Annotated in this window: 26 protein-coding genes; 15 read left to right on the forward strand and 11 right to left on the reverse strand. The window is 73.6% G+C overall.

Going from position 1 to position 20,608, the window contains the following annotated elements:
* Together IEW07_RS18490 and IEW07_RS18495 are read right to left on the reverse strand one after the other, a co-directional pair.
* Positions 1–451, reverse strand: a 451-nt coding sequence (locus IEW07_RS18490) for a DUF8189 domain-containing protein (protein ID WP_503826680.1), incomplete at its 3' end; no start/stop codon positions are given.
* A gap of 208 nt (positions 452–659) precedes the next feature.
* A complete protein-coding gene (locus IEW07_RS18495) occupies positions 660–1,877 on the reverse strand; it encodes an MFS transporter (RefSeq protein ID WP_188539953.1) in 1,218 nt (405 codons plus the stop codon).
* Positions 1,878–2,169: 292 nt separating this feature from the next.
* Between IEW07_RS18495 and IEW07_RS18500 the strand changes: the two genes are divergently transcribed.
* Together IEW07_RS18500 and IEW07_RS18505 are read left to right on the forward strand one after the other, a co-directional pair.
* Complete coding sequence (locus tag IEW07_RS18500) at positions 2,170–3,180, forward strand: pirin family protein (RefSeq protein ID WP_188539955.1); 1,011 nt, start codon at positions 2,170–2,172, stop codon at positions 3,178–3,180.
* Between the two features lie 44 nt (positions 3,181–3,224).
* Positions 3,225–3,584, forward strand: a complete 360-nt coding sequence (locus IEW07_RS18505; RefSeq protein WP_188539957.1) for a GNAT family N-acetyltransferase — start codon at positions 3,225–3,227, stop codon at positions 3,582–3,584.
* A gap of 39 nt (positions 3,585–3,623) precedes the next feature.
* Here IEW07_RS18505 and IEW07_RS18510 read toward each other — a convergent pair whose 3' ends face one another.
* The 6 genes from IEW07_RS18510 to IEW07_RS18535 form a co-directional block, all read right to left on the reverse strand.
* Positions 3,624–4,472 (reverse strand): ABC transporter permease, encoded by an 849-nt coding sequence (locus IEW07_RS18510; RefSeq protein WP_229741965.1) that lies wholly within the window; start codon positions 4,470–4,472, stop codon positions 3,624–3,626.
* The gene (locus IEW07_RS18515; protein ID WP_188539958.1) at positions 4,469–5,650 is read right to left on the reverse strand and encodes an ABC transporter substrate-binding protein; all 1,182 of its coding nucleotides are present in this window, start codon (positions 5,648–5,650) and stop codon (positions 4,469–4,471) included. The genes IEW07_RS18510 and IEW07_RS18515 overlap by 4 nt, the downstream gene beginning before the upstream one ends.
* Complete coding sequence (locus IEW07_RS18520) at positions 5,647–6,411, reverse strand: ABC transporter ATP-binding protein (protein ID WP_229741966.1); 765 nt, start codon at positions 6,409–6,411, stop codon at positions 5,647–5,649. The genes IEW07_RS18515 and IEW07_RS18520 overlap by 4 nt, the downstream gene beginning before the upstream one ends.
* Positions 6,387–7,478, reverse strand: coding sequence for an acyl-CoA dehydrogenase family protein (locus IEW07_RS18525; RefSeq protein WP_188539960.1), 1,092 nt, complete (start codon positions 7,476–7,478; stop codon positions 6,387–6,389). The genes IEW07_RS18520 and IEW07_RS18525 overlap by 25 nt, the downstream gene beginning before the upstream one ends.
* A gap of 92 nt (positions 7,479–7,570) precedes the next feature.
* Positions 7,571–8,104 carry a DUF4242 domain-containing protein gene (locus IEW07_RS18530; RefSeq protein WP_188539962.1) on the reverse strand — a complete coding sequence of 178 codons (534 nt, stop codon included), beginning with the start codon at positions 8,102–8,104 and terminating at the stop codon, positions 7,571–7,573.
* A gap of 322 nt (positions 8,105–8,426) precedes the next feature.
* Positions 8,427–10,577 (reverse strand): acyltransferase family protein, encoded by a 2,151-nt coding sequence (locus tag IEW07_RS18535; RefSeq protein WP_188539964.1) that lies wholly within the window; start codon positions 10,575–10,577, stop codon positions 8,427–8,429.
* A 230-nt stretch (positions 10,578–10,807) separates the two neighbouring features.
* Between IEW07_RS18535 and IEW07_RS18540 the strand changes: the two genes are divergently transcribed.
* The 4 genes from IEW07_RS18540 to IEW07_RS18555 all read left to right on the forward strand — a co-directional run bounded on the left by IEW07_RS18540 (position 10,808) and on the right by IEW07_RS18555 (position 13,284).
* Positions 10,808–11,647 (forward strand): hypothetical protein, encoded by an 840-nt coding sequence (locus IEW07_RS18540; RefSeq protein WP_188539967.1) that lies wholly within the window; start codon positions 10,808–10,810, stop codon positions 11,645–11,647.
* A 177-nt stretch (positions 11,648–11,824) separates the two neighbouring features.
* A complete protein-coding gene (locus IEW07_RS18545; protein ID WP_188539968.1) occupies positions 11,825–12,040 on the forward strand; it encodes a hypothetical protein in 216 nt (71 codons plus the stop codon).
* Between the two features lie 287 nt (positions 12,041–12,327).
* Positions 12,328–12,777: a hypothetical protein gene (locus tag IEW07_RS18550; protein WP_229741967.1), complete on the forward strand. Its 450-nt coding sequence runs from the start codon at positions 12,328–12,330 to the stop codon at positions 12,775–12,777.
* A gap of 174 nt (positions 12,778–12,951) precedes the next feature.
* The gene (locus tag IEW07_RS18555; protein ID WP_188539969.1) at positions 12,952–13,284 is read left to right on the forward strand and encodes a hypothetical protein; all 333 of its coding nucleotides are present in this window, start codon (positions 12,952–12,954) and stop codon (positions 13,282–13,284) included.
* A gap of 109 nt (positions 13,285–13,393) precedes the next feature.
* Here IEW07_RS18555 and IEW07_RS18560 read toward each other — a convergent pair whose 3' ends face one another.
* A complete protein-coding gene (locus IEW07_RS18560; RefSeq protein ID WP_188539970.1) occupies positions 13,394–14,356 on the reverse strand; it encodes a 1-phosphofructokinase family hexose kinase in 963 nt (320 codons plus the stop codon).
* 182 nt (positions 14,357–14,538) lie between these two features.
* On the opposite strand from IEW07_RS18560, the gene IEW07_RS18565 reads away from it, so the two are divergent.
* The 7 genes from IEW07_RS18565 to IEW07_RS18595 all read left to right on the forward strand — a co-directional run bounded on the left by IEW07_RS18565 (position 14,539) and on the right by IEW07_RS18595 (position 18,377).
* Positions 14,539–14,721 carry a hypothetical protein gene (locus IEW07_RS18565; RefSeq protein ID WP_188539971.1) on the forward strand — a complete coding sequence of 61 codons (183 nt, stop codon included), beginning with the start codon at positions 14,539–14,541 and terminating at the stop codon, positions 14,719–14,721.
* Between the two features lie 130 nt (positions 14,722–14,851).
* Entirely contained in the window at positions 14,852–15,247 is a 396-nt protein-coding gene (locus tag IEW07_RS18570; RefSeq protein ID WP_188539972.1) for a hypothetical protein, read from the forward strand.
* A gap of 62 nt (positions 15,248–15,309) precedes the next feature.
* Positions 15,310–15,888 carry a sugar O-acetyltransferase gene (locus IEW07_RS18575; protein ID WP_188539973.1) on the forward strand — a complete coding sequence of 193 codons (579 nt, stop codon included), beginning with the start codon at positions 15,310–15,312 and terminating at the stop codon, positions 15,886–15,888.
* A 4-nt stretch (positions 15,889–15,892) separates the two neighbouring features.
* The gene (locus tag IEW07_RS18580; protein WP_188539974.1) at positions 15,893–16,456 is read left to right on the forward strand and encodes a TetR/AcrR family transcriptional regulator; all 564 of its coding nucleotides are present in this window, start codon (positions 15,893–15,895) and stop codon (positions 16,454–16,456) included.
* Between the two features lie 84 nt (positions 16,457–16,540).
* Positions 16,541–16,828, forward strand: a complete 288-nt coding sequence (locus IEW07_RS18585) for a hypothetical protein (protein WP_229741968.1) — start codon at positions 16,541–16,543, stop codon at positions 16,826–16,828.
* Between the two features lie 98 nt (positions 16,829–16,926).
* Entirely contained in the window at positions 16,927–17,478 is a 552-nt protein-coding gene (locus IEW07_RS18590; protein WP_188539976.1) for a hypothetical protein, read from the forward strand.
* Between the two features lie 65 nt (positions 17,479–17,543).
* Complete coding sequence (locus IEW07_RS18595; RefSeq protein ID WP_188539978.1) at positions 17,544–18,377, forward strand: hypothetical protein; 834 nt, start codon at positions 17,544–17,546, stop codon at positions 18,375–18,377.
* Positions 18,378–18,399: 22 nt separating this feature from the next.
* Here the strand turns inward: IEW07_RS18595 and IEW07_RS18600 are convergent, their stop codons facing one another.
* A complete protein-coding gene (locus IEW07_RS18600; RefSeq protein ID WP_188539980.1) occupies positions 18,400–18,792 on the reverse strand; it encodes a VOC family protein in 393 nt (130 codons plus the stop codon).
* A 449-nt stretch (positions 18,793–19,241) separates the two neighbouring features.
* Here IEW07_RS18600 and IEW07_RS18605 point away from each other — a divergent pair, with 449 nt between their 5' ends.
* Both IEW07_RS18605 and IEW07_RS18610 read left to right on the forward strand, forming a co-directional pair.
* Positions 19,242–19,529 carry a hypothetical protein gene (locus tag IEW07_RS18605; protein WP_188539982.1) on the forward strand — a complete coding sequence of 96 codons (288 nt, stop codon included), beginning with the start codon at positions 19,242–19,244 and terminating at the stop codon, positions 19,527–19,529.
* A gap of 354 nt (positions 19,530–19,883) precedes the next feature.
* Positions 19,884–20,066 carry a hypothetical protein gene (locus tag IEW07_RS18610; RefSeq protein ID WP_188539984.1) on the forward strand — a complete coding sequence of 61 codons (183 nt, stop codon included), beginning with the start codon at positions 19,884–19,886 and terminating at the stop codon, positions 20,064–20,066.
* 293 nt (positions 20,067–20,359) lie between these two features.
* On the opposite strand, the gene IEW07_RS18615 is transcribed toward IEW07_RS18610, so the two are convergent.
* The coding region (locus tag IEW07_RS18615) for an FG-GAP repeat domain-containing protein (protein WP_188539986.1) at positions 20,360–20,608 on the reverse strand (249 nt) is incomplete at its 5' end.

The following is a 20,608-nucleotide window of genomic DNA, read 5'->3' on the forward strand; positions in this document are numbered from 1 at the left end:
CGCCCAGGCTCTCCCAGCCCCGCCACGCGGTGCCGTCCCACCAGCGGTGCCACATCGCGTGGTCACCGCCGATGGCGAAGACGTCGATCCGGTTGCGGCCCCAGGACACGGCCGTCGGATTCGAGTACAGCTGCCCGCCCAGGTTCTCCCAGTTGCTCCATCCCCCCTGGAACCACTTGTGGTACAGGGCCCGGTCGTTGCCCACCACGAAGGTGTCCAGCCGGCCGCGGCCCCACGAGGAGACCCCCACCCCGTCCGTGCAGAACCCGCCCAGGCTCTCCCAGCCGAACCAGGCAGCCGTCCCGATCGTGTCCGTCGAGGCGGCCTGGGCCGGGCCCACCGCTGTGCCCAGGGCGGCGGCGGAGCCGAGGGCGGCTCCGGCCGTGAACAAGCGGCGACGGGTCAGTGCGTCGGCCCCCGCCCGGCCCTCTGAGATCTCTTGTGCAGTCATGACGTGCTCCTCGGGACGGGGCGGGCCTGCCGGTGTGCGGGGATCCCACCCGTGGTGGATGTGAACGGCAGCCGCGGGCCGCGCCTCACCCCGCCGGCGGAGGGGAACAGGCCACCACGCGCTGCCCGGCCATCATCCGACCTGCGGTGTTATCCCCGCGTGACTACCCACCAGGCACCTCCGCAGGAACGGTGCCCCGGGTGGCCGGCTACCGGCGTCTCCTGGCCACGCTGCCCACCGCGAGCGTGGTGCAGACGAGGTACGTGGTCGTGGCCGCCAGGACGACGAGCAGGGACGCGGACCAGGACTCGGTGTGCTCGTGCACGAAGCCGAGGGCGGTGGGGGCCAGCGCCCCGAAGCCGTACCCGACGCCCTGCACGACGGCGGAGATGCGCCCGGCCGACGCGCCGTCGTGCGCCAGCCGCATGACGGCGATGAAGATGACGGTGATGCCGCCGCCCTGCGCCACGCCGCCCAGGGCGGTCCAGGCCCACCACTGAGCCGGCGCGAGGAGCAGGCCGAGCGGCAGGAACAGCCACATCACGCCCACGCCCGCGGCCACGGTGACGGTGCTCAGGCGGCGGGCCGCCAGGGGGACGCCGAGCGCCCCGATGATCGCGAAGACCTGGAAGAACGACGACGCCGCGCCCGCCGCCACCACCGACATCTGCACGACGTCGATGAGCAGGGTGGGCAGCCACGCCGTGATGCCGTAGAAGGCGAAGGCCTGGCCGGAGAATCCCGCCGCCAGACCGGCCGCGGCCCAGCGGCCACCGGCGCGGCCCGCAGGCTTCCCGGCCGGCCGGGGGTCGGGGTCCGGGCGCAAGGCCCGCCGGTGCCCGACGGCCAGCAGCCACACCACGAAGCCGAGGACCACCGCGAGGGCCGACGAGGCGAGGGCGATGCGCCATCCCGCCACGGCCGCGACGGGCGCGGTGAGCAGCGCCGCGAGGGTCGAGCCGATGTTCAGCGCGGCGGTGTACAGACCGGTGGCCGCCGCCTGCCGGCGCGGCGGGAAGTCGCGCCGGATCATGAGCGGAAGGGCGATGTTGCCCAGCGTGATGGCCACGCCGATCACCACGGTCCCCAGCATCGTCGCCGTCGTGCCCCCTGCCGAGCGCACGCCCATGCCGAGGAGCACGCCGAGCAGGGTCAGGGTGATCGACAGCTCCACGCCGAAGCGGCGGATGGTCAGCGATGCCAGGGGGGACGCCACGGCGAAGCAGAGCACGGGGATGGTGGTGAGCAGGCCGGCCTCGGCGGCGGAGATCCCCAGGTCCCCGCGGAGGTCGCCGAGGACGGGGGCGATGGCGACGATCGGGCTGCGCAGCGCCAGCGCCACGAGACCGATGCAGGCCATCAGCAGCCATCCGCCGGGCATCCGTCCGGGGACGCGGCGGGTCACGGGCGGCTCGGCACGGTGCATGGTCCTGACTTTCCAGAGGTCTCGTCCGACGGGGTCCGGGCCGGTGCCGCACCGGCTGCGGTGCGACGGCCCGGCGTCCATCATCGCCCACCGGGCCCGCCCCGGGCCGCGCACGGGGGCGACCGGCGTGGGGCCGAGGGCGCGCTTGACGGGACGCCGCCGGGGGTATCTTCTGAGAACGGGTCGGGGCGGCCCCAGCCCGGCCGCCCGGCGCACCCGCCCGCGTGCCGGAACCGGCCGCCGTCACGACCACGACCCCGAGCAGGACCCTGATCGCCGCAGGAGGCACCCGATGACGAACCTGGAGACGGACCCGCAGGAGATCCTGTGCACCGAGGCCGTCGGCGCCGGCGCGGCACTGCTGCCCCCGCGCGACGTGCCCCTGGGCGGGCCGCGGGCGATGACCGTGCGCCGTACCCTGCCCCAGCGCCGGCGGTCCCTGATCGGGGCCTGGTGCTTCCTGGACCACTACGGCCCCGACCCCGTCGCCGCCTCCGGGGGCATGCGCGTGGCCCGCCACCCGCACACCGGGCTGGCCACCGTGAGCTGGCTGTTCACCGGGGGCATCTCCCACCGCGACTCCGCCGGCTACGCGGCCGAGGTCCGCCCCGGGGAGGTCAACCTCATGGTCGCCGGGCGCGGGATCTCCCACCAGGAGTTCTCCACCCCCGACACCACGACCCTGCACGGGGTGCAGCTGTGGTACGCCCTGCCCGAGAGAACCCGGGCCATGGCCCCGACCTTCGAGCACCACGCCCCCAAGCCGCTGGACCTGGACGGGGCCGTGCTGCGGGTCTTCATCGGCTCCCTGGCCGGGTCCACCTCCCCCGTGACCACCTACACCCCGCCGCTGGTGGCCGCCGAGGCGCTGCTGGAGCCCGGGGCGTCCCTGGAGCTGGAGCTGGACCCGGCCTTCGAGCACGGGGTGCTCCTGGACGCCGGGGACCTGACGCTCAACGGCGCCCCCGTGCCGGTGGACCACCTCGCCTACCTTCCCGCCGGGCAGACCCGGGTGGTGCTGGCGGCCGGGGACGCCCCGGTGCGGCTGATGCTCATCGGTGGGGAGCCGCTGGGCGAGCAGATCGTGATGTGGTGGAACTTCGTCGGCCGCTCCCACGAGGAGGTCGTGGCCTACCGGGAGGCCTGGCAGGCCGAGATCGGCGCCGAACCCGCCCCCGCCCCCGCCGCCGGGGCCTACCCGGACGGGGCGCCGTTCCCGCGCTTCGGCCCCTACCCGGAGGGCCAGCCGGCCCCGCTGCCGGCGCCCACCCTGCCCACCGTCCAGCTGCGGCCCCGCGGCTGAGCCGGCCCCGACCCCGTCGCACGACCAGCGTCCAGGAGACCACCGTGGAAACCGAGCCCACCTTCACCGTCCGGAACAACCCCGACCGACGCCGCTACGAGCTCCTCGACGGTGACACCGTCATCGGCAGGGCCCACTGCGTGCCCTTCGACGACGCCGCCGGCCCGCAGCGGATCTTCTACCACACCACCGTCGAGGACGCCTACGGGGGCCGGGGACTGGGCTCGCGGCTGGCCCGGGAGGCCCTGGACGACACCATCGCCGGCGGCCTGCGGATCGTGCCGGTCTGCCCCTACATCAAGGCCTGGCTGGCCAAGCACCCCGAGTACCAGCCCCACGCCGTGGCCGTCCACCCCGAGCACCTGGCCGCGGTCCCGCACCCGAAGAAACAGCCCCGGACGTAGCGGTGCGCCCCGCGGCGGAGGGGTGCGGCAGGGACGCGTTCAGCCCCGGGGGACGCGTTCGCGCAGCAACCACTGGGCGAGGGAGTCGAGGACGATGCCGAGCAGGCCGATGACGAGGATGACCACGAGCATCTCGTCGTAGGCGAGCCGGTCGCGGGCGTTGAGGATCTCGTAGCCCAGGCCGCTGCTGACGCCGAGCATCTCGGCCGGGACGATGACGACCCAGGCGATGCCCAGGGCCAGGCGCACCCCGGTCATGACGAAGGGACGGATGCTGGGGAGCACGACGGTCCGCAGCCGTTCGGCCGGGGTGGCACCGAGCGTCTGGGCCACCCGCAGGTGCAGGGGGTCGAGGGCCTTGACGCCGGCGGCGGTGTTCATGGTGATGGGCCACACGGCCGCGGCGGCCACGAGGAAGACCACGGGAGCGTTGCCCACGCCGAACAGGGCCACGGCCACCGGCGCCCAGGACAGCGGCGAGACCATCCGCAGGAACTGCACCACCGGGGCGCTGGTCCAGCGGAAGCGGCGGTAGGAGCCGATCAGCAGGCCCAGCGGGACCCCTGCGGCCGTGGCCAGGGCCAGGCCGCAAAGCAGGCGCCACAGGCTGGTCAGGCCGTCCTGGACCACGACTCCGCGCTCGAGGAGGGAGGCCACCGCTCCCGGCATCCGTTCGGGCTGGAACGCCGCGATCATCGTGCTCGCTCCGGCGGCGGCGTGGGTGAACGCCCACCACACGGCCACGGTCGTCAGCACCCCGAAGACGCCCCACGCGAGGCCGGCGCCCCGGGGGTCCCCGCGCCGGGGCGCCGCTCTCGGAGCGGGGCGGGCGACGTCGTCGAGATCGGTGGGCGCTGCGCCCTGGCCGGTCCGGTGGGGTGCGCTCATGGGGTGATCTCCTCGGTGCGGGTCGTGCCGGTCAGGCCGAAGACGCCCAGCCCTCCGACCTTCTCGATGCTGCGGGTCACGAGGGTGTCGTCGACGAGCTCGCGGTGGGCGGCGCCCGGGTCGAGCCCGTCGAGGAAACCCGCCGGGGCGTCCACGACCGTCTCCTGCATGGCGCGCACCAGCTCCTCCGTGAAGCTCGCGTACGGGTAGGGACGGAAGTCCAGGCGTTCGCCGTGCCAGGCCGGGTGGTGCAGCGCGTCCTGGTGCTCGGCGGCCTGGTAGGTGAGGGCCCGGAGGATCACCGGCTTGGGCTGGGGCAGGTAGCCGCCGGCCAGCAGGGCGGCGGTCTCCGGGCGGTTCTGCCGGGCCCAGGCCTGGGCCCGGACGAGGGCGTCCATGAAGCCTGCGGCGTGGTCGGGACGGTTGCGGATGAGCTCGCCGCGCATCATCGTCACGCAGCACGCGTGGTCGCGCCACACGTCGCCGAGGAACCGGTGGATGTGCCCCACGCCCCGGGCCTCGGCGGCGGCGTTGAACGGGTCCGCGACGACGTATCCGCCGATCACCCCGTTGTTCAGCGCCGGCAGCATGTCGGCGGGGGCCATCGGGAGGAGGGAGACGGTGCGGCGCTGGGCCGAGGGGGTCTCGCGCATGACCGGCGTCAGGCCGGCGACGCGGAGCATCTTCTGCACGACGACGTTGTGGATGGACCACCAGGCCGGGATCGCCACGGACTCCCCCGCCAGGTCGGCGATCTCGGCGATGTCCGGGCGGACGGTGAGCGAGGAGCCGTTGGTGTGGTTCCACGCGGTGATGCGCACGTCGGCCCGGAGCCCGTAGCGCATGTACAGGGCCATGGGCATGAGCATGTGGATCGCGTCCACCTTGCCGGCCACGAACGCCTCGGACAGCGACGCCCAGCTGCGGAACAGCACCGGGTCCGCGACGGGGACCGCGGCGTCGTCGTAGTACCCGTTGGCGTGGGCGACCAGCAAGGGAGAGGCGTCCGTGATCGGCAGGTAGCCGATCCGCACGGGACGGGAGGAGGCCCCGGCGCCCTGGGCCTCCCGCTGGGAGCCGGCGTAGAGGGAGCCCGCGCCCCAGCCGAGCCCGGTGAGGGCCACGGCCCCGGCGCCGCCCTGCAGCACGGCGCGCCGGCTCGGTCGGCCGGTGCTCATATGATCCAGTTCCCGGAGCCGCTGTCCGTGCCCCGGTAGTGGGCGAGGATCTGCTCGGCGGTTGTCCCGTCCCGGGCGGGGATCCACTGCTGGCTGAAGCCGCGGGGACCGGCGAAGAAGCCGATCCGGTCGCCGAGCGTGAGGGCCTCCTCGACGTCGTGGGTGACCAGGAAGATCGTGAGGTCCAGCTCGGTCGCCAGGTCGCGCAGCCACAGCTGGAGGTCGCCGCGGGTGGCGGGGTCCAGGGCGCTGAACGGCTCGTCCAGCAGCAGGACGTCAGGACGCACGGCCAGGGCACGTCCCACGGACACGCGCTGGGCCTGCCCGCCGGAGAGCTCCTGCACGGGCGTGTTCGCCCACGGGGTCAGGCCGAGGATCTCCAGCAGCTCCTCCACCCGGGACTCGTCGAACCGGTCGCGGTTGCGCCGGTACTTCCCGCCCAGGGCGATGTTCTGGCGCACCGACAACCAGGGGAACAGCCCCGGCGCCTGGAAGACGACGGCCAGGCGCTCGTCGTGGTTCCCGAACTCGATGGTGCCGCCGTCCAGCGGCTCGAGCCCGGCGATGGCCCGCAGCAGGGTGGACTTGCCGGACCCGCTGGGGCCCAGCACCGCCAGGGTCTCGCCGTTGTGCAGCGTCAGGTCCACCCCGTCGAGGGCAGGAGCCCCTGCGCCCGGGTAGGTCTTGCGCACCCCGCGCACGGTGAGCGCCGGGCGGGGACCGGCGGGGACCGGGCTCAGCCCAGTTTCTGCAGTTCCCACCGCAGGTGTCCTTCCGTCGGGGACTGGACGGGAAGAAAGGCGGCCTCGCGCGTGCGCCGGGCGGTGGGCGAGGACATCGCGTAGCCGCGCCCGCCCACGACCTTCGCCTCCACCCGGGTGGCACGGCCGGTCAGCAGCGCGGCGTCGAGACGGAGCCGGAGCAGGTCGGCGGGCGGCTGTTCGCGCGGTGCCCCGGCCATCCGCACGAGGTCGGCCCGCAGGCGCCGGTGGTCGCCGGCGGCCTCCTCGAGCTCGCCCCGGAAGACTTCGGCCACGCCCTGCAGGCACTGCTGGGCGGCGGCCAGCGCGGCGGCGGAGAGACCGAGGCAGAACGCGGTCTGCAGCAGCAGGAACGGCCCGCGGACGGCCGCCAGGAAGGTGGGGAGGTCCTCGCTCAGCAGGTCCTCGGCCGGGTCGAGGGGCACGTCCTGGAACGTGAGGATCCCGGAGGCCGTGGCGTTGAGCGCCATCAGGTCCTCCAGCAGCCGCACCCGCACCCCGGGCGCCGCGACGCGCGACCGGACGACGACGAGGCTGCCGTCCTCGCGCACGGCCGGGAGCACGACGACGCCCTCCGGGTACAGGTTCGAGGCCCAGGGCACGGTGCCGTTGAGCACGAGCTCCCCGTCCCTGCGGCTCAGCGTCACGGGGATCTCCCCGATGCCGGCGGCGTGCTTGAACGCCGGGGCCATGGCCGAGCACCCCGGCACGGCCCCGGTCCGCATGGTGTCGGGGATCTCCGTCCCGGTCGCGTGCAGGTACTCGAGGCCGGCGCGGTGGGCCCACAGGGAGAAGGCGGTCGCGGTGCACTCCGTGGCGAGGTCGAAGACGACCGCGGCCTGCGGCACCAGGGACCCGCTCAGCCCGAGGTCCAGCAGGCCCCGGGATCCCAGCTCGCGCAGGGTCTCGAACGGGGAGGTCCGGGCCGCGTCGACATCCCGTGCCCGCCCGGCCGCCAGCTCCCGGACGACGCCGTGGTCGGCGTAGTCGGCCAGGGGCGTCAGCAGGTCCTGGGGCTCGGGCGTCGAGGCCCGGGGGGCGGAGGGCAGCGGTGTTGATCGGGGCATGGTCTTCCGTTCTGGCAGGAGGGTCTCCGGGGACGGCGACGGCGGCCCCCGGAACCGGTGGGCCGCCGTCGGGGCGTGGTTGGTCCGGGATCTCAGATGTCGAGCTTGAACATGCGGTCGAACGGGGTGCCGACGGCCTGCCGGGCACGCTCGACGGCGTCCTCGTCCGGGGCGTTGTAGAAGCACAGGCACTTGGCGGTGTCCTCGCGCACGTAGGTGCGCAGGAAGGACACCTCGGGCACCTCGGCGTACTTGGGGGAATTGGCCTTCTTGCGGGCCAGGTACTGCTCCATGGTGATCTCGGCGGGGATGTCCCACTCGACGAGATAGTCCACGTTGCCCTTGAGCTTCTTGATGTCCTCGAGCTCGGCGCCGACCAGGCGCACGGCGTCCGGGCCGGTGACCTCGGTGGCGGCCTCGCCCAGCGCGCTGCGGACCTTGTCGGCGAGCCCGTCCGCGGCGGCGGCCTCGACGATCACGAACACCCGGCCCTGGTCGGCGGTGACCTGGGACTCGATGAGCTCGGCGCCGTTCTCCGACACGGCGGTCGAGACGGTGTCCAGGAGCCGACGCACGGACTCCTTGCCGGTGGAGGCGGGAACGATCTCGATGAGGTGCAGTGACATGCGGGTCCTTTCGGGAGGTGGGATCCCGGGCGTCCCGGACCCGGCGCGGTGACCGTGGCCCGCGCGACGACGCCCGGACTGGCTTCCTGACCAGGCTAGGCACTGGAGCGGGGCATGTGTCGGGAAGCGTCATATTTCGTCATCCTGGGAGAGCAGGAGCCGCGTCCTTGACAGCCCCATTTCCTGAACGGTCGGTCCGGTTCCGGACGGCCGAGCGCATCCTCGACCGCGTTCATGCGGTCCGGCACCACCCCACGAGGGACCGGGCGGGACGCGATCCGTTCCCGCGCCGGGACCGGCCCCGGTCAGCTCACCGCCCGGGTCACATGGTCACGCCGTCGGCGGCCAGGGCCTCCTCGAACCGCTGGGCGAAGATGCCCGACGCGCTCCGCACGTACTCGGGGCTGACGTGGTTGGTGTCCCAGTAGGTGTAGACGTTCCCGACGACCGGGGTGCACCGCTGGGCCGGGCAGATCACGTCGTTCATCTCCAACGTCGACACCCGCGCCAGCTCGTCGGCCACCGGTTGCAAGGGGCTCACGGTGCCGAGCGCCGGGTGGGTGGGGGCGCACCCGGGGTCGTCGGCGCCGCTCCGGGCCGCGCAGTGGGAGGTGGGCTCCTCGAAGCGGGGGTTGTCCCGGATCCCGATCACCTGGATGTCCTGGGCCGCCAGATCGCGGATGCGCTGCTCGACCCCGGGCAGGAACGTCTCCACCCCGGGCTCGGTGCGGGTGCCCTGGACGAGCACCATGTCCGGGTCCACGGTGTCGACGACGTCCTGGACGCCGTCCAGCCAGGTCGCGCACGCCTCCGGCTCGGCCACCTGTTCCTCGACGCCGGCCAGGAGGCAGTTGCCGCGCAGGTAGCTCACGACCCGCCAGTCGCGCTCGGCGGCCATCTCCACCACCGCCGGCACCCACTGCAGGACGTGGCTGTTCCCGATCAGCAGCAGCGTCCTGGCCGGGTCCTCGCCGGGCAGCGTCTCATGGCACCACTCCGCCGCCCCCGGGCCCAGCCCGTAGCCGCGGTCGCACTGCCGGCCGAGGTCGGGCTTGCGGTAGTCCCCGGCCAGGGAGACGGGGACCGTGGGCGCGCCCGGATCGCCGACGTCCTCGAAGTCCGGCAGCAAGGACCTGGCTCCGGGGTTGTTGGCCCAGGCTGCGGCCTCGATCAGGGCGGCACGACGCTCCTCGGCCTGCTGCTGGGCGAGCACCGGCGTGGCCACCAGCGCCACGCAGGTGCCGATCACCATGGCCAGCCGCGGCTTGGTGGCCTCGGCCCAGCTCCAGCGGTGGAACGGCTTCTCCACGGCGGCGGTCGCGATGAGGGCCAGAACGACGGACAGCACGATCAGGACGACGCCGGAGCGCGGCCCGGCCGTGGGCCGGTCGCGCAGCACCAAATAGGTGATCAGCAGCGGCCAGTGGATCAGGTAGAGGGCGTAGGAGGCGTCGCCCAGCCGCACGAGCGGGCGGGAGGTGAGGATGCGGTCGAGGCCGGCCCTGGAGCCGGTCCGGCCGGCGACGACGATCGCGGCCGCCGAGGCCAGGGGCCACAGGGCGATCCATCCCGGGAAGGCGCCCTGGACGTCGACGAGCACGCCGACGGAGACCATGCTGACCAGCCCGGCCCAGCCCAGCACGACGCGCGCCCTCCGGGAGGGGTTCAGGTACGGCAGGACGAGGGCCAGGAGGGAGCCCAGGGCGAACTCCCACAGCCGGGCCCGGGTGTCGAAGTACGCGAAGGCCTGGTTGGTGGCGGTGACGTGCACCGACCAGGCCAGGGAGGCGGCGAAGATCGCCCCGAAGGCCACCGCGAGCACGGGAACGGGCCGCCACCGCCCGGAGCGCGTCAGCAGCCAGGTCCCCCCGAAGATCAGCGGCCACAGCAGGAATACCTGCCCCTGGACCGACAGGGACCAGAAATGCTGGAACGGGGAGGCCGTGGAGGTGTCGGCGGCGTAGTAGTCCACCGCGCTGAAGCCCAGCCTCCAGTTCTCGACGTAGAGGACCGACGCCAGGGCGTGGGGGTACCACTGACCGGCCTCGCCCTCGGGATGGACCAGCTCCACCAGCAGCAGGGTGCCCAGGATGGTCAGGGCAGCGAGCGGCAGCAGCCGCTTGAAGGCGTGCAGCCAGTACCGTCCGAGACCCAGGGGCCGGCCGGAGTCCAGCTTGCGGGTGAAGGACAGGGTGAGGAAGAAGGCCGAGACGAGCAGGAAGATGTCCACCCCGCCGGAGACCCGGCCGAGGAACACATGGTACACCACGACGAGGAGCACGGCCAGCGCTCGCAGGCCCTGGATCTCCGGGCGGAACCCTCCGTAGCGGTCGGCGCGCGCGGGGCGCGCGGGACCGCCGGCCGGAGCGGGTCCGGACGGTGCCGGAGCGGGTCCGGACGGTGCCGGTTCGGGTCCGGGCGGTGCCGGTTCGGGTCCGGGCGGTGCCGGATCGGGGTGGATCGCAGAGGACATGGGAGAGCTCCTGGCAGCGCCGCCCCGTCGTGGGCCGCCGGGGCGGGCGGGAAAGATGTCCGGCGGATTCTACCGGTGCTGCCCGTGGGTCCCCTGGGCCTCGAGCGGACGTGAACGGATGCGTCGCGGGACCGCCCCGGCGCCGGCACGTCGCACCGCGCCGGCGGTCCGCCGGCGCTACGATCGAGACGGCCCCCCGCCGTTCCACCTCCACCGGAAAGATCCTCCCCATGCATGCCCGGTCCCTCGCCGTGGCGGCCCTGATCCTGCTCGGCACCAGCCCGGCCGCCGCAGCCCAGACCGCCGGCTCCGCCCCGTCCACCCCGCCGGTCGTGGAGACCGCTCCTGCCGCCCCGTCGGCCGGGGATCCCGTTCCTGCCGCTCCCCCGGAGGCGGTCCCCTCCCCCGGCCCCGCTCCCGCTCCGGACGGCGTGGACGCCGCGGACCCGGGACCCGTGGCGGAGGCCCCGCGCGATGCCCCGGACGCCCTGAGCGACGCCGAGAACGACACCGAGGGCGACACCGCGAGCGACCCTGCGGGCGACCCCGCGAGCGACCCTGCGGGCGACCCTGCGGGCGACACCGCGGGCGACACCGCGAGCGGGACGACGAGCGACGAGAAGCCGACGTCGCCGCCGGCGGAGGGCACCTCGGCCGGATCCTCCGCGCCGCCCGGGGCGCCGCGGCTCGAGCCCGAGGACGCGTCGCGGCCCGTCGAGCCCGCGCCCCGGTCGGCCGCGCCGTCCGAGCGTTCGCCCTCCCCCGCTCCGTGGGCGCGTCCGGCGGAGGCCGGCCCCCTGCCGGGCCCCATCACCGGGGCCGCGGCCGACCCCGTCGTGCAGCACAGCGCGGTGACCCGGGTGCGGCAGATCAAGGCGGAGGAACGCGTGGCCCCCGGCACCGTCACCGTGATGCCCCGCCGCACCCCCGCCGCGCCGGAGCCGGAGCGCTCACCGTGGTGGCTCCTCGGGGCCGGTGCCGTGGGGATCGCCGCCGCCGGCGTCCTCACCGGGAGGTTCGGTCCCGCCGGGTCCGTCCGCGGGGTCCGCGCCGCCCGGCGCTCATCCTGACGCAGCGGGAGCCCGGCTCTCCCCGCGGTGGCGCCTCCGCTCCCGTCCGTCGCACGGCGCCGGTCGAGCGCACGACCGCCGGAGCGCTCTGGCACGGCGACGGTCACCGGTGCGACGATCGATACCACCATGGTTCCGGTCCTCCTCCGGGACCTCCGTCACGGAGAAGGTGCTGCCATGAGCATCGCGATCGAGTGTCCGATGTGCGCCCAGGGCGTGATCACCGTGTACCGCGTGAGAGCCAGCGGGGAGATGATCCAGGTCTGCGACGAGTGCGAGTCCGTGTGGGAGGCCGACGTCGACCTCCCGGCGCCGGCGACGACCACCGTCGAGCGGTTCCTGGACGAGCGGGGGCTGACAGCGCTGTGGTCGGAGCTGGAGCCGGTGGAATGAGAGGCGTCCCGCAGGGGCACCGGCGGCGGGGTCACGCCTCATGGCCCGCGTCGGTGCTCTCCGGAAGCACGACCTCGTGCTCGTCACGTCGCTGAAACAAATCCTCCAGCCGTTCCGCCGTGACGGCGGGCGCGCGATGCTTGAGGGGTCAGGCCGTCCCATCCACCCGGTGCTCGGAACCATGACCGGTGCCTCCAGAAGACCCCCCTCCTTTTGCCCGTGCCGCCCGTGTTCCACCATGCCAGGGCGACGGAACGGAACCAGGCCGGCGGTGAGGGAGGTCCGTGATGAGCACGGAACAGCAAGTGCAACAGCTCCTGTGGCACGGTCGGCGACGACGTCGCCGGCAGGACCGTGAGACGGCCCTCCAGCAACAGCAGCAGCATCAGATCTCCAACCCGGCGCATGCCGCCGTCGACTGCCGGAACGTCCACCGCGCCTGGGATCTCCGGCCCGGCGACTGCTTCCACGGCCGGGTCATCGTCGCCGTCCGAGGCGTGGTGGGGCTCGCCTCCAGTCCGGTGGCGGTCCTGTCCTTCACGGGCGAGGATTCCGAGCACCCGGTCCACACCCGGATCGGCGCGGCCCATCCGGACGTCGAGAGCGGCTGCGACGACGTCTGGCGTGCGGCCCGCGCCTGGGTCCGCAGTCACGGGCTCCGCGAAGGGGAGGCCGTGGACCTCGAGCTGCTCCGCACCGAGGTGCTGGGCTCCCTCGACCGGGAGCGACCGGCCTGACCCGCGCCCCGGGCGCGACGCCCGCCCCCGGGGGCCCGGGATCCCACGGGCCATGAGCACGGCTCCGGCCCCCGTTCCACGGGGCTCGATGTCGGTGCCGGCTGGTACGTTCACCGCTGACGGCACGAGGCAGACCGGCCGCCGGCACCCCTCCTGCGACACCACGAGCACGACATGAGCACCCGCTTCACCGCCAACCTCGCCTGCGTCCCGCGGACGCCCGACGACCTCTACGACACCATGGGCGTGGACTTCCTGGAGGACCCGGATCCCCGCCCCGCCGGGCGCCCGCACGGCGGCGCCCGACCGGTCCACTGGGTCCAGCGGTCGGCGCCCACGATGATCGGCCGGCGGACCGACCCGGTCACCGGGGCGGTTCTCGACCCGGGGCACTGGGACCTCGACGAGGCCGACCAGATCATCCGGGGCGCCGGGTACCGGCGGGTCGAGGACTGGACGCCGGTCCGCGGCGGCCACCATCTGCAGGCCGTCATCGCGCCCGCCTGACCCGCCTCGGCGAGGAGGTCCCCGTCGGCGGTGGCCGTCCGGTCACCGCGCCCGAGCCATCGCCGCGTTCTCGGCCGAGCGGTGAGCGGCGGGCCCAGCGGGAGCGGGTTCAGTGCGCTCCGGCGGAGAGCTCTGCCTCCAGGCGCTCGACGTCGGCCCGGTGGCACAGCTCTGTCGCCGGGGTCATCGCGGTCGCGCTTCCCGCGGCGACGCCGGCCCGGAAGGCCGCGTCGACGGGGAGGCCCTGCGCGAGCCGGAGCACGAAGGCGCCGACGAAGCTGTCGCCCGCCCCGACGGTGCTGACCACCCGCACCGCCGGCACGGCCAGGCGCAGGACGCCGGACCGCGCGGCGAGCACGGCTCCCGCGTCACCGAGGGTCAGGGCCACGTACTCCGCGGACCCGTCCGCGACGAGTGCCGAGGCAGCCTCGACCTGGCTCTGCTCGGTGTCCAGCACCGCGCCCACGTGCAGCCCGAGCTCGCGCCGGCTGGGCTTGATCATGAAGACCCCCTCGGCGAGCGCCTCGGCCAGGGCCGGTCCGGACGCGTCCACGATGCAGCGGGCCTCGCGCTCGCGCGCCAGGCGGGCGACCCGCGCGTAGAAGTCCTCCGGAACCCCCGGTGGCAGGCTGCCGCTGGCGACCACGTATCCGCCCACCGGGATCGACTCGGCGACCAGGGCCAGGCAGGCTCGCCACTCGGCGTCGCTGAGCTCGGGGCCTTCGAGGACGAACCGGAACTGCTCCCCGGTGGCCGTCTCGTCCACGGTGAAGTTCTGGCGGGTGCTCCCCTGGATCGGCACCACCAGGGTGGGGACGCGCTCGGATTCGATGAGCCGGCGGTAGGCCTCCCCGGTGGCGCCGCCGGCGGTGTACACCGCCAGGGCATGCCCCCCGAGCCGCTGCACCACCCGGGCCACGTTCACGCCTCCGCCGCCGGGGTCGAGCCGGCTCGTGCCGCACCGCAGCTTGTGACCGCTGACGACCCGCTCGGTCCAGGTGCTGAGGTCCAGCGCCGGGTTCACGGTGAGAGTGAGGATCGGCTTGGCGCTCGTGGGCTGTGGGGCGTCCATGGGTCCAGCGTAGGAGACCGGCCCGCTCCCCCCTCCGTGTCGGGCACCGGGGCCTGGCATCCGCCGTCATTCTCCCGCCCGCTCGCGCCCGGACGCCGCGGGCACCTGTCGGCCCGCCCGGGCCGGGCATAGGATCGGGCCATCGTCGCCGAGATCGTCGTCGAGAAGGACAGGAGCAGGAGATGGACCGCTACCCGGAGCCCGCCGACCGTGACGAGGCCTACGCCGAGATGCGCCAGGAGGGCCTGAGCATCCACGACGAGAGCTGGATGACCGCCAACACGAACGAGATCAACCGGCGCGAGAAGCCCGAGGAGGAGCCCGAGCTGCCTCCCGAGCCCGGCACGTCCTCCGACGAGGAGTAGCTCCGCCGGGTCCCGACGGCGACGAGCCTGCGCGATCAGCTCGCACCGGACCGTCGGCTGCGTCCGGGCGCGAGCGCAGGACGGGGTACGTTCGCTTTCTCAGCCTCCCGAGCGACCAGGAGAAGCCCACATGGCCGACTACGACACCTTGCTCGCCTTCCTGCGAGATCACCTGGAGCTGGACTGCGGCGGGGACATCCACGTCCTGCGGCGCAGCGTCGACGACGTGATCCAGCACCTCGAGGAGGGCACGGACACCCTCTACGCGCTGGTCGTGGACTGGGGCCAGGACGCCGGCCCCGGGCACGACGGGCAGACCAGGTGGCAGGTCGTCGAGAGCGAGACCGGCGTCGGGCCGGTCTTCGCGGCGGGCACCGTGACCGGGTTCTCCGGGCTGGACGAGGGCGAGGCCAGGATCGCGCAGGCTGTCCGCGGGAACGGCTTCGAGCTGTACGGGACGTTCATGTACGGCCTCGTCGGCGGCACCAGCACCGCGATCGTCCGCCGCATCGCGCGGGGCACCTGAGCCGGCGGGTCCGAGGGGCCAGCCGTTGCCCGTCCCCCGCGCCGATGCGTACGATCGTACGCATGACTGACTACTTCGCAGGGGACACCCGCACCAACCGGGAGCGGATGCTGGCCGGGGACCTCTACATCGCCGACGACCCGGACAGCGCGGCCGCGTTCCTCCGGGCCCTGCAGCTGAGCCACCGCTACACCGCGGCCTACGTCGAGGACCCGGGTTCGGCCCGGCCGATCCTGGAGGAGCTGCTGGGAGCGGTGGGCGAGGACGTCGACGTCCGCCCCCCGTTGACGGTGGACTACGGCAGCCACATCACCATCGGGGACGGGACGTTCATCAACTCGGGACTGACCGCCCTGGACGTCGCGGCGATCATGATCGGGCGGGACTGCCAGATCGGCCCCAACGTCCATCTGCTGACCCCCACCCACCCGGTGGATCCGCAGCCGCGCCGGGACAAGCTGGAGGCGGCCGAGCCGATCACCATCGAGGACAACGTGTGGCTCGGTGGCGGGGCGATCGTGCTGCCGGGGGTGCGGATCGGGGAGAACAGCGTGATCGGGGCAGGTGCCGTGGTCACCAAGGACGTCCCGGCCGACGTAGTGGCCGTGGGCAATCCCGCCCGCGTGCTGCGCTCCGTCTGAACCGGTGGCCACGCGGCGGTTCGACCCGCAGCGCCGGGACCGGATCGTGGAGGCGGCCCTGGAGGTGATCGCCGAGCACGGGGTCGCCGGTGCCTCGCACCGGAGGATCGCCGCCCGGGCCGACGTGCCGCTGGGATCGATGACCTACCACTTCGGCAGCATGGACGAGCTGCTGCACGAGGCCTTCACGCGCTTCTCCGCCGGCGTCGCCGCCCGTTTCGAGTCGTGCCTGGCGCAGGCGCACACCCTGGAGCAGGCCAGGGAGGCGGTCGTGGACCTCGTCCACGCGGAGCCGGCCGGCTCGGCCCAGGAGCTGGTGCTGACCCAGGAGCTCTACACCCTCGCCGCCCGGGAGCCGGCCTACCGGTCGATCACCCACGCGTGGAGGCAGCGCAGCCGTGCCACCCTGGCCCGGCACTTCGATCCGGCCACGTGCCGGATGCTGGACGCGCTGATCGAGGGCTCCCTCCTGCACGCGGCCCTGGACACCGAACAGCACGAGAGGGCGGTGACGGCCGAGGCCGTCACCCGGATCACCACCCCCGTCCCCTCCGCCCGGAGCCGCTGACCCCTGCTCCCCGCAGCACTGCTCCTCGCCCGGGGGATCCTTCGACGCGGCTCCCCCGCCCGCACCGACGCATCGCGACGGGCGGTGCACAGCGGCAGGATCGAGGTGGGCACGGGGTACCTGGTGTGGCTGGTCACCGGGATGCTGCCCCAGTTCATCGATCCCCACGTGCACTGGCCCACCGCGGCCCAGATCCTGGTGCGTGGGCTGGTGCACGCGACCAGCTGCGCGGTGGTCTACACGGGGGTGGGTGCAGGGGCGCGGCGGGTGCTGCGGGCCCGGCCGGCCGCCGCCCGAGCGGTGACCCGGGTCTCCGGGGCGGCCATGATCGCCATCGGTGCGGCGCTGCTGTCCGAGCAGCTGCTCCACTGACGACAATGTGGAACTGGGGTCCCCGGTTTGACGCCCGCTCCCGTAGCGTGGAGATCCTAGAGGGCAGGACAGACCAGTCCGGCTGCCAGGAGGCGCTCATGTCCCAGTTTCCGTCGGCGGGAGACCACGACGAGCCCGACAAGCGGGACCTGGACGGTGAGCTCCAGGCGCTGATCGAGGCCTACCAGGAGGTCCACAGGGACGACGACCGTCTCCGCCGGATCGAGCGCAGGACCTACATCCTCCGTCCCGCCGGCGACGCCGAGCCGATGAGCCAGGTCGTCGACGTCGGGAGCGAGGAGATCGCCCCCGCGCTGAAGAGCCAGGACGCCCGCCGGGTCGCCGCCGGGATCCTGCGGACCGCGGAGGACGTGGAGGCCTACGCCGCCCGCTTCGCCCAGGCGAGCAGCGCGGACGATCCGACGGGGAAGAACCTGGAACGCCAGGCCCACGCGGTCGACGCCACGGGGACGCACTGGCTCCTGATGGTCGGCCAGAACCGGGACCACGGCCTCGTCGCCTGCCGGTTCGTGCGCGAGAAGGGCATCCCGCACGCCCGGATCGTGTCCTTCAACGGCGATCGGCTGAGGCTGCCGATCCTCGTCGTCGAACTCGAGCCGGAGCGCCGCCCCCAGGCCCCGGAGGCGTAGCGTGCGCCCCGTGCACCGGCCGGTCCTCGGCACGCGGTTCCCCGGGCCCGTCTAGCATGACCAGCATGGTGACGATGCTGTACGAGTGGATGACCGGGTCCCAGGCGGGGGACGCGCTCGATGAGTTCCTCGCCGAACGTGCCCCGGCACTGCAGCGACTGCGTTCCGCGCTGTCCGGCCTCGGTCGCGACGCGGACGCGCTGCTCGACGGCTCCCCGGAGTCCGTGGCCTCGGTCTGGGAGCCGATCACCGCCCGCTGCGCCGACCTCGGGACCGATCCCCGGTCGTTGGAGGAGGACCCCACCCGCCCCGGGTGGCCCAGCTGGGCCCGCCACGGGAAGCTCGTGGACCCGCACCCGCCGGCCGAGTCCCTGGCACTGGTCGACGGCTTCGTCTCCTACCTCGCCGAGGTGATCACCTCCGCTGTCCCCGACGCGCTGTGGATCGTCGGGGAGCACCGCATCAGCGACTACCCGACGCTCAACTACCCCGTTCTCGCCTCCGACAGCCACCAGATCTTCCTGCCGGCGCTGCCGCTCTACAGCGTCTACCAGAGCGCCCACGGCCGCGACCCGATGGGCGGACCCGAGATGCTCGCCCACGTTCGACGGACGATCACCGCCCTGCGCGGTGAAGGACCGGAGTCCTCCGTCGCCGAGGAGCCCCTGGTGACGGTGGTCGCCGAGGTGGACTGCTTCGACGTCGGGCTGCGCGAGGACATCGCCGAGCAGCACCCGCACCTCGTGGAGCGGCTGGTCGCCGAGCTCACCGACCGGGACGGTGTCGTCTCGGTCTACCGGTACGGGCCGGCGGCGCTGGTGGTCGACGTCCCGGAGTGGGACGAGACCCGGCTGAGGCTCTGGCTCACCCTGTGGCTGCAGCGGCACCTTCCGCGCTGACACCGGCACGCACTGGTTGGTCTCACGACGTGTGCCGTGGCGCACCGGCTGAGGGCCGCGCGGCGTCGGCCGGCGTCCCGCCGAAGTAGATCACGCTGCCCTCCGGGTCCTGGTACATCGCCTCGCGCATCCCGTCCGGGGACTCCTCCCACCGGACCGGCTCGATCCCCCGGTCGGCGACCCGGGCGACCCACACCTGGAGGTCCTCGACGGTCCCGACGAAGATCGTGTGCCGGCCATGACCGGCGTGCTCGGGACGATGGTCGATGAACAGCGCCCGGTGCTCGCCCAGGTCCCACACCGCCTCGCCCTCACCCGTCTCGAGACTCGGCGGTGCGCCCAGCAGCCGCTCGTACCAGTCCAGAGCCCGGTCGTAGTCGCCGACGCAGACTCCCGCGTAGAGGTCGATCGCCATGCCCGAACGGTACCGGGGCGCACCGGCGAGGGGAACTCCTCCGCGCACTGTTGCCACGTCGTATCGCACGTCCGGTCCTCCGAGCCTGTCGCGACCGCTTCGGCACCCGCCCGTTCGCCGGCGAGAACGGCAACCCGATGGCGGGCTCGTGGCGTGTCCGTGGGCCCGGTTCCGCACGGAGATCGTGAGCCTGCGGGAGGAAACCGGCCCGCGGCCGACGTGGGTCCGAGCCTGCCGTCTTCGTTACGCGGCGCGTCCCCCCGCAGGGGCGCGCCGTGTCCTGTTCCTCCTGGCTGACCAGCGATAATGGGCGTGTCGACGCACCCCCGAATCCCCGCGCCGGCACGCCCCCACCCGCCTCTCCTTCCCCCGGAGCACACCATGAGCACCACCCTCCACCCCCTGCCCGGCCGGGCATCCGCCCGCACCGACTCCGCAGGCGGGCCGCGATGATCCTGCCGATCTTCCTCCCCGTCCTTCCCGTCCTCCTCGGCGTCGCCGGAGCCATGGTGGTGGTCGCCGGGCTCCTCGTCATCGCCCATCACCGGCACCGGGCCCTGGTTCCCATCGGCGTGCTCGCCGTGCTGGCAGGGGTGACGATCGCCGCCCCGCTCACCGTCGCCGAGACCGCCCGCACCGCGATCGAAGCCACCAGCGGGACGGTCACCGGCCTGCTCGAGCGCAACGGCACCGCAGCCCCGGAGATGGTGGCCATCGACACCGAGGGCACACCCTGATCGGCTGAGCACCATCTGATCCGTCTTCTGCGGCGCGTCCCTGTTCAGGGGCGCGCCGCCCCCATGGGTGCACCAGGGCCCGGGCCCCGGCTTCCCCCGCGGAGGAGCACGCCGAGCCGTTGCGCGGGCGACAGGCGCTGCAGAAGGACACGGAGACGGCGTTCACCGCCTTTCCCGGCTTCGTCCGCCGGCTCGGCGTGGCCTGACGGCAGCACACCGCCCAGGTCCCCGTCATGGAGTCCGGGGCGCCGACCGTACCCGGGCCCGGTGACCGCCGAAGTGGGTTTGCCGCGCCCCGGCGAGCCCGTGGCGGGATGCGCAGGCCACGACGCAGACCCGCGGAGGGCCGCAGGGATGAGGCGCACGGCCAGGATGGTGCTGTTCGCCTTGGCGCCGGTGGCCGCCCTGGTGGTCGGTCTGCGTCTCATCCTGGGCAAGTGGAACCTGTGGTTCACGATCCGCGGCGCGCTGAGCCTCCTCCTCTCCCTGCGGTGGAACAACCGGCCGCCCCGGCACCTCGACCGGGACAGTCAATGATGGAAACTGGTCCACCGCTGGAGCGGCGTGTGAGCCTCCTGGTGGCCGTGGCGTCTTGGTCACGACCGGTCCACTGTTCGTCCGGTCCAGCCAATGGACGCGGCATGCGTCGCCGGATCGCGTCGCGCCTGCGGCACCCTCCCATGGCGAACTAGCCAGAAGAGCCCTGGTGCAGGACGGATCTCAACCGTCCCGCACCAGGGCTCAGTCCCGTGTATGCGCAGCCGTCCGTCCTTCCACAGCTCACGAGGTGCCCTTACCCCGATCGGGTGTCGGAGAGGGCCCCCGGGGGTTCAGAAGGTGTTGATGTGCACTCCGTCGTCGGCGAAACCCACGATGTCATCGCGCCCATCACCGTTGATGTCTCCCAGTAGCCGGGGATGATGCTGCACCTGCCAGCCGCCAGCCAGGCGGCCGAAGTCGTTGAGCAGCCGGCTCGGGGTGCCCAGGGTGTTGTTGGTCCGGCCCAAGGACGCCCACACGCCGTCGTCCGCGAAACCGACGATGTCCTGCACCCGATCGCCGTTGATGTCCCCGAGCAT

Origin of the sequence: Kocuria dechangensis (assembly GCF_014636775.1) — a bacterium.
Taxonomy (GTDB): Bacteria; Actinomycetota; Actinomycetes; order Actinomycetales; family Micrococcaceae; genus Kocuria; species Kocuria dechangensis.

Excerpts from the sequence above, each read along its gene's own strand:
- IEW07_RS18495 (WP_188539953.1), bottom strand. The coding sequence starts at position 1,877 with ATGCACCGTGCCGAGCCGCCCGTGACCCGCCGCGTCCCCGGACGGATG.
- IEW07_RS18500 (WP_188539955.1), top strand. The coding sequence starts at position 2,170 with ATGACGAACCTGGAGACGGACCCGCAGGAGATCCTGTGCACCGAGGCC.
- IEW07_RS18510 (WP_229741965.1), bottom strand. The coding sequence starts at position 4,472 with ATGAGCGCACCCCACCGGACCGGCCAGGGCGCAGCGCCCACCGATCTC.
- IEW07_RS18515 (WP_188539958.1), bottom strand. The coding sequence starts at position 5,650 with ATGAGCACCGGCCGACCGAGCCGGCGCGCCGTGCTGCAGGGCGGCGCC.
- IEW07_RS18525 (WP_188539960.1), bottom strand. The coding sequence starts at position 7,478 with ATGCCCCGATCAACACCGCTGCCCTCCGCCCCCCGGGCCTCGACGCCC.
- IEW07_RS18530 (WP_188539962.1), bottom strand. The coding sequence starts at position 8,104 with ATGTCACTGCACCTCATCGAGATCGTTCCCGCCTCCACCGGCAAGGAG.
- IEW07_RS18535 (WP_188539964.1), bottom strand. The coding sequence starts at position 10,577 with ATGTCCTCTGCGATCCACCCCGATCCGGCACCGCCCGGACCCGAACCG.
- IEW07_RS18540 (WP_188539967.1), top strand. The coding sequence starts at position 10,808 with ATGCATGCCCGGTCCCTCGCCGTGGCGGCCCTGATCCTGCTCGGCACC.
- IEW07_RS18545 (WP_188539968.1), top strand. The coding sequence starts at position 11,825 with ATGAGCATCGCGATCGAGTGTCCGATGTGCGCCCAGGGCGTGATCACC.
- IEW07_RS18550 (WP_229741967.1), top strand. The coding sequence starts at position 12,328 with ATGAGCACGGAACAGCAAGTGCAACAGCTCCTGTGGCACGGTCGGCGA.
- IEW07_RS18555 (WP_188539969.1), top strand. The coding sequence starts at position 12,952 with ATGAGCACCCGCTTCACCGCCAACCTCGCCTGCGTCCCGCGGACGCCC.
- IEW07_RS18560 (WP_188539970.1), bottom strand. The coding sequence starts at position 14,356 with ATGGACGCCCCACAGCCCACGAGCGCCAAGCCGATCCTCACTCTCACC.
- IEW07_RS18565 (WP_188539971.1), top strand. The coding sequence starts at position 14,539 with ATGGACCGCTACCCGGAGCCCGCCGACCGTGACGAGGCCTACGCCGAG.
- IEW07_RS18570 (WP_188539972.1), top strand. The coding sequence starts at position 14,852 with ATGGCCGACTACGACACCTTGCTCGCCTTCCTGCGAGATCACCTGGAG.
- IEW07_RS18575 (WP_188539973.1), top strand. The coding sequence starts at position 15,310 with ATGACTGACTACTTCGCAGGGGACACCCGCACCAACCGGGAGCGGATG.
- IEW07_RS18590 (WP_188539976.1), top strand. The coding sequence starts at position 16,927 with ATGTCCCAGTTTCCGTCGGCGGGAGACCACGACGAGCCCGACAAGCGG.
- IEW07_RS18595 (WP_188539978.1), top strand. The coding sequence starts at position 17,544 with ATGGTGACGATGCTGTACGAGTGGATGACCGGGTCCCAGGCGGGGGAC.
- IEW07_RS18600 (WP_188539980.1), bottom strand. The coding sequence starts at position 18,792 with ATGGCGATCGACCTCTACGCGGGAGTCTGCGTCGGCGACTACGACCGG.
- IEW07_RS18605 (WP_188539982.1), top strand. The coding sequence starts at position 19,242 with ATGATCCTGCCGATCTTCCTCCCCGTCCTTCCCGTCCTCCTCGGCGTC.
- IEW07_RS18610 (WP_188539984.1), top strand. The coding sequence starts at position 19,884 with ATGAGGCGCACGGCCAGGATGGTGCTGTTCGCCTTGGCGCCGGTGGCC.